This window comes from Saccharopolyspora ipomoeae (genome assembly GCF_029952525.1).
Taxonomy (GTDB): Bacteria; Actinomycetota; Actinomycetes; order Mycobacteriales; family Pseudonocardiaceae; genus Saccharopolyspora; species Saccharopolyspora ipomoeae.
Window position 1 is genome coordinate 21,621 of the sequence record NZ_JASAOF010000039.1, and the last position, 6,794, is coordinate 28,414.

At 69.8% G+C, this 6,794-nt stretch carries 4 protein-coding genes; all 4 read left to right on the forward strand.

What is annotated here, in order from left to right; all coding sequences use genetic code 11:
* Positions 1-161: 161 nt before the first annotated feature.
* The 4 genes from QFW96_RS29935 (at position 162) to QFW96_RS29950 (ending at position 6,638) form a co-directional block, all read left to right on the forward strand.
* Positions 162-1,748 (forward strand): sugar ABC transporter ATP-binding protein, encoded by a 1,587-nt coding sequence (locus QFW96_RS29935; RefSeq protein ID WP_281459111.1) that lies wholly within the window; start codon positions 162-164, stop codon positions 1,746-1,748.
* Positions 1,745-2,785: an ABC transporter permease gene (locus QFW96_RS29940; RefSeq protein WP_406692668.1), complete on the forward strand. Its 1,041-nt coding sequence runs from the start codon at positions 1,745-1,747 to the stop codon at positions 2,783-2,785. The genes QFW96_RS29935 and QFW96_RS29940 overlap by 4 nt, the downstream gene beginning before the upstream one ends.
* 24 nt (positions 2,786-2,809) lie before the next feature.
* Positions 2,810-3,817, forward strand: a complete 1,008-nt coding sequence (locus QFW96_RS29945) for a substrate-binding domain-containing protein (protein WP_281459112.1) — start codon at positions 2,810-2,812, stop codon at positions 3,815-3,817.
* A gap of 430 nt (positions 3,818-4,247) precedes the next feature.
* Entirely contained in the window at positions 4,248-6,638 is a 2,391-nt protein-coding gene (locus tag QFW96_RS29950; RefSeq protein WP_281459113.1) for a glycoside hydrolase family 172 protein, read from the forward strand.
* The last annotated feature ends 156 nt before the right edge of the window (positions 6,639-6,794 follow it).

Here is a 6,794-nt window from a genome sequence, read left to right on the forward strand (position 1 = left end):
GTTCATGTACGACTCGCCGTGATCGCCGCGTGATCTCCGTGCAGCCAAATGGATGCCGTATCGCCCGGTCGAGCGTGTGAGCCTTGACACAAGGAGTGCGACCATCTTAGCGTCCGAGCAATCGTTTTCTCGCCCGGGTGTGCGACGAGACGGGAGTCGGAATGGACACGGCGCCACCGCTGGTCGAGCTGACCGGCATCACCAAGCGATACGGCGGTGTGCTCGCCTGCGACGCCGTTGACCTCGCGATCCGCGGGGGCGAGGTGCACGCCCTGCTCGGCGAGAACGGCGCGGGCAAGAGCACGCTGATGAAGGTCCTCTCGGGGGACGTCACCGATCACGCGGGCGTGATCACCATCGAGGGTCACCCGGTCCAGTTCGGAAAGCCCGCCGACGCGCAGCACGCCGGGATCGCGATGATCCACCAGGAACTCGACCTGGTGCCCGGCCTGAGCGTCGCCGAGAACCTCCACCTGGGACGCGAACCGCGCACCCGGCTCGGCGTGGTGGACCGCCGCGCGATGGCGGAGCGCACCCGAGAACTGCTGCGGCGCACCGGGATCGACCTCGACCCGCACCGGCCCGTCGGCGAGCTGCGGGTGGGCGAGCAGCAGCTGGTCACCATCGCCCGCGCGCTGTCGCTGGACGCCAAGGTGCTGATCATGGACGAGCCGACGTCGGCGCTGTCCACAGCGGAGGTCGAGCGGCTGTTCTCCGTCATCGGCGAGCTGCGGCGCACCGGCACCGGCATCGTCTACATCTCGCACCGGATGGACGAGATCGGCCAGGTCGCCGACCGCGCCACCGTGCTCCGCAACGGCCGCAAGGTCACTGAGTTCGACGCCCAGGAGATGACCGCCGAGGAGGCGGCCGAGGCGATGGTGGGCCGCTCGGTGCAGACCCGCTTCCGCTCCCGGACCGCCGACGTCGGCGAGGAACTGCTGCGCGTCAAGGGTTTCGCGGTCCGGCCGAAGCGGAACCGGGTCGGGCGGCGCGAACCCGACGGCATCGACCTGACGGTGCGCCGCGGCGAGATCGTCGGCCTGTGCGGACTGCTCGGAGCGGGCCGCACCGAACTGCTGGAGTCGCTCTACGGCGCCGGATCGCCCGGCGCATGGGAGGGCGAGGTGGAGCTCGACGGGCGAGCGGTGCGGCCGGGGGGTCCGCGCCGCGCGCTGCGCTCGGGCATCGCCTTCGTCCCGGAGGACCGGCGCAGCTCCGGCCTGGTGCTCGGGCACTCGGTCACCGCCAACACGGTGCTCTCGGTGCTCGACCGGCTCGGCGTCGCCGGTCTGGTGCGCCGCAAGTCCGAGACCACCGCCACCCAGCGCAGCGTCGAGCAGCTGAAGGTGAAGCTGGATCGCATCTCTGACGCGGTGGGGACGCTCTCCGGCGGCAACCAGCAGAAGGTCGTGTTCGGGCGCATGCTGCTCACCGAGCCCAGGTTGCTGCTGCTCGACGATCCGACGCGGGGAGTGGACATCGGCGCGAAGGCCGAGATCTACCAACTGCTCTCGGACATCGCCGGGCGCGGCATCGGAGTGCTGCTGGCCTCCTCCGAACTCCCCGAGCTGGTGGGGGTGTGCCACCGGGTGGTGGTGCTGCGCGCCGGACGCAGCGTCGCCGAGTTCGACACCGCGCGCGCCGGCGAGGCGGAACTGCTCGCGGCGGCGATGGGAGAGCGGAACGGGAAGCCACCGGGGCCGGCCGTCGGCACCGGGCAGAGCACCGGCGGAGGTGCGAATTGAGCAACCAGACGGAGCAGCGGCCCGTGCCCGGCGACCTGCCCGCGCAGCGTTCCAAGCGGGCCGACACCGTCGAGACCCTGTTCAAGTTCCAGAGCTTCTTCGGCCTGGTCGCGGTGTTCATCGCGGCGGTGATCTTCTCGCCCCGCAACGACGGCCAGATCCTGTTCCTGAGCAGCGACAACCTGTTCAACATCGTGCGCGCGGTCTCCGAGATCGGGATCATCGCGATCGGGCTGACCTTCGTGATCCTCATCGGCGGGATCGACCTGTCGGTCGGCTCGGTGCTGGGGCTGGCGGCGGTCGGCTCGGCCGTGCTCATGGTCAACAGCGGCTACGGCGTGTGGGCCACGGTCCTCGTCGTGCTGCTGGCCGGGATCGCCTTCGGGTTCCTGCAGGGCGCCGCCGTGGCGCTGCTGGGGGTGCAGGCGTTCATCGTCACCCTCGCCGGGCTGCAGATCGCGCGCGGGCTCGCGCGCATGTGGTCCGGCGGCGAGACCGTGCAGATCTCCTACGGCGACGGGCCCGGCCAGGCCCCGATGCTGTTCTCCCTGCTGGGCGAGCGGACCTTCGGCGGAGTGGTGCCGATCCCGGCGCTGATCTTCGCCGCTGTGGCCGTGCTCGCGATCCTGTTCCTGCGCTCCAGCGCCTACTCCCGGCACCTGTACGCGATCGGCGGCAACGAGAAGGCGGCTCGGCTGTCCGGTGTGCCGGTGAACCGGGTCAAGATCATCGCGTTCGTCATCGCGGGGTTCTGCGCCGCGCTGGCCGGCATCGTGCACGCCGGGCAGCTCAACGCGGGCAGCCCCAACGACGGAACCGCCTACGAGCTCGACGGAATCGCCGCGGTGGTCGTCGGCGGCACCAGCCTGGCCGGCGGCCGGGGCTCGGTGATCGGCACCATCGCCGGCGCGTTGCTGCTCGGCATCCTCAACAACATCCTGAGCCTGAACAGCGTCAACACCGATCTGCAACTGCTCATCAAAGGACTGGTGATCGTCGCGGCTGCGGCGCTGCAGCGCCTGCGTCCCACGGCGTGAGGGAGAAATACCGAAGGGAGCACGATGCGCAAGACAACGAAGTCCTTGGTCGCCATCACGTGCGCCGCGGTCGCGTTCGCCGCCGCCGGTTGCGGGACCACCAGCGAGAACACCGGCCAGGTCCAGCCTCAGGACGCGACGAAGAACTGCCAGGGCCCCGACGGCAAGTACACGATCGGGATGAGCCAGGCCAACCTCGCCGAGCCCTACCGGGTGCGCATGGACGACGACATCCGCAAGGCCGCGCAGAAGGTCCCGCAGTTCGAGGAGGTGCAGTTCTCCGACGCCGCGAAGGACAACTCCAAGCAGGTCAGCGACGTCGAGAACCTCATGACCAAGCAGGTCGACCTGCTGATGATCTCGCCGAACGAGGCCGCGCCGCTGACCGACGTGGTGCGCAAGGCCTACAACCAGGGCATCCCGGTCGTGGTGCTGGACCGCAAGGTCGACGGCGACGCCTTCACCACCTACATCGGCGCGGACAACGTCGCCATCGGCAGGCAGGCCGGTGAGTTCTTCAAGAACACGCTGCTGCCGCAGGGCGGCAAGATCGTGCAGATCAAGGGCCTGTCCGGCTCGACGCCGGCCGCCGAGCGGGAAGAGGGCTTCAAGCAGGGCATCGCGGGCTCCAAGATCGAGATCGTGGCCACCGCCGACGGCGAGTGGGAGCGCTCGGTCGGGCAGCAGAAGATGGACGCGCTGCTCAAGGCGCACCCGGACATCCAGGCCGTGTACTCGCAGAACGACCCGATGGCCGAAGGCGCCTGGCTGGCCGCGCAGGCCGCCAACCGCCCGGACCTGAAGTTCGTGGGCATCGACGGCCTTCCGATCCCGTCCGGCGGCATCAAGGCCGTCGAGGAAGGGCGGTTGCAGGCCACGAACCTCTACCCGACGGGTGGCGCGGAGGCCGTCGAGGCCGCCAAGAAGCTGCTCGTGGACTGCCAGCAGGTGCCCAAGACCCAGACGCTGGGCACCGAACTGATCACGAAGGACAACGCCGCGGAGGTCTACGACCGGCTCAACCAGGGCTAGAACAGCGGGCGCGGATCCTTTGCGGAAAGGACCCGCGTTCGTCGCCGAAATCCCGCCGCAGCGCGCGTTCATCGCGTGCTGCGGCTTTTTCGCGCCGCGAATAGCCGGAACTGGTTCGATACACCTGCCGATCAGTTGAATTCGGCTGCCCGGCAACCAAAAACACCTGGTTGGCGGCTGTCGTGAACACGACACACCAGAGACCATCTTATTGAGTGAATTCGCGCATCGATGACTATTCCGCGTCCGTTGTTTGGTTGCCGTCCGGGAGGCCATTTCTTACGCTGCGCATGATCGCGCTTTGAGATCTTGTCGGGTCCGCGTCGGTTGGAAACCACCTAGTTAGAGCGCATCACGATTCACCGGAACCGGAATCAGCGGCAGAACTGTCTGCTGTGGACAGTGCTGTCCGCAGGGGAGGGCGAGCACGATGACAACACGCTCCGCACCGTCGCGCAGCGACGTCCGCCGGCGGTCCCACCGCCTCGCCGCGTACCTGGGTGTCTTCTCGCTCGCCGCTGCCGCGGTGATCGCCGACGCCGGGTTCGCGAGCGTCCGAGCACACGCCCAGCAACCCGCTCCGCCCAGCAAGGGCCCGGTCGGCTGGGACACCTTCCGAGACCTCGACGGGATGCCGCGGCTGCGCGGCGCCGAGCAGTCCCTGCAGTTCTCCAGCTTCGACCGCTCCGGCGGCAACGACGACGGTTTCGAGGGCACCTACTCGTGCCTGCGCGAATCCGAGCAGGGCTGCGTCATCGCCGAGCACACCGGACCGGGCGAGATCTCCGGTCTGTGGAGCACCCGCGAGCCGATGGGCGACGTCACCGCCACCGGCAACCTCGTCGTCGAGCTCGACGGCCGCACCGTCCTCGACGCCCCGTTCGCCGACGTGGTCAGCGGCAAGCTCGGCGCGCCCTTCGCGTGGCCGCTGGTCGGCAACGCCGACGACGCCGCGGGCGGTGTGGTCAGCAAGGTGCCGATGCCGTTCCGCGAGTCGATGCGCGTGACCGTGCGCAACAACCCGGACTTCTACCACGTCAACTACCGGACCTTCCCCGACGCGGAAGGCGTGCGGACCTTCGATCCCGCCGACCCGGCGACCGACGTGCTGGACAAGCTGCGCGGGTTCGGCGTCGCCGACCCGAAGAACGCCACCGGCGGGACCCCGGTGCGCAGCGATTTCGACCTCGCGCCGGGCGGCTCGCACACCGTCGCCGAGGTTTCCGGCCCGGCGCGGATCAACCAGCTGCGGGTGCGGCTGCCGCAGGTGCAGGCCGCGCCCCAGGTCGTCGACGACGGCATGGCCTTCGGCCAGGGCGGCGGCAGCCGGTTCCGGATGCGGGTCGCCCCCGACAACCAGGGCGTGCGGGTGATCCGGCGGTTCGACCCGCAGGTCGCCGACCAGGTCGCGAGCTTCGCCGTCAACGGGCAGCACGTCGGTGAGTGGCGCAGCGGCGCGGCGGCCCCGGGTCAGTGGGGCGTGCAGTCGCTGGACGTGCCCGCCGAGCTCACCGCCGGCCGGTCCTCCATCGACGTCGAGAACCGGTTCGTGGCGTCCTCGTTGGACGTCAACGAGTTCCGCTACGACGTGCAGAGCCTGGTCAACGGCGAGTGGGTGCGCACCGACGTGCTCGACCTCGGCCCCGGGCACCCGGGTGAGGAGAGCGCTCACGGGTACCGGATCGACAACCCGGTCTTCGAGCGCTCGCAGCTGTTCGGCCGCTACGCGATCCCGCCGGAGCAGGTCGCGGCCTCCGACGCGGTGCTCGAAGACGCCCGGGTGCGCATCACCTTCGACGGCCAGACCACGGTGGACGCCCCGATCGGCGAGTTCTTCGGCACCGGGCTCGGCGAGCACGACGTGCGAACCATGATGAGCTCGGTCGATCCCGGGATGGACGGCTGGTACGCCGCGTGGTGGCCGATGCCGTTCAACGAGAACGCGAAGGTGGAGATCGTCAACTCCGGCGGCATCCCGATCCAGGGCGCCAGCGCCGAGGTCGTCACCGGGCCCGGCGGGGTCGACGCGGGCAGCGGCTACTTCCACGCCACGCACAAGCGCGGGATGACGGTGCCGGGGCAGGACTGGAACTTCCTCGACACCGGCGGGGCGGGCACGTTCTACGGCGTCAGCCACACCATGCGCGGCCTGATCCCGCTCAACGAGACTCGGGCGAGCGTGCTGCCGCACTCCACGCCGCTGGCCGCCGCCAACCCGCGCAACTACCTGGAGGGCGACGAGCGGTTCTACGTCGACGGCGCGCAGGAACCGGCCTGGCACGGAACCGGCACCGAGGACTTCTACGAGTCCGGCTGGTACTTCCGGTTCGGCACCACGTTCTCGATGCCGCAGGCGGGCAACCCCGCTCACGAGGTCAACCAGGACGGGTGCCAGTACGACTGCACCGGCGCCTACCGGCTGATGGCGGGTGACGCGGTGTCGTTCCGCAGCGGTCTGGTCGCGGGCATCGAGCACGGCCCGGCCAACGACGAGCCGGGGGACTACAGCTCCACGGCGTACTGGTACGGCGCCCCGGCGGGCCGCAGCCTCCCGGTGGGACCCCCGCCCCCGGAGATCCCGCCGTCGCTGCCCCCGGCTCCCGCACCGAGCAGCGTCCCCACCCAACCCGCCCCCACAGCCCCGGAAACCCCAGGCCCCACGAACGAACCCACGGACTCCCAAGAGCCCACGGACTCCCAGGAGCCCACGGACTCCCAGGAGCCCACGGACTCCGAGGAACCGACCGACTCCCAGGAACCGACCCGATCGGAGGCGCCCCCGACGAGCAACGACGGAGGCCTCCTCCCCACCTGGAACTGACCACCCCCCCCGCACCCGGTGGCCGGACCTCCACGGAGACCCGGCCACCGGGCGCTCTCGTGCCCGGGTCCTCGGTCCCGGAGGGCGCGATGCTCACCAGTGGACAGTTTTAGCCATAATCACCCATGATCAATGTCCGAAATGTCGGGACAATTA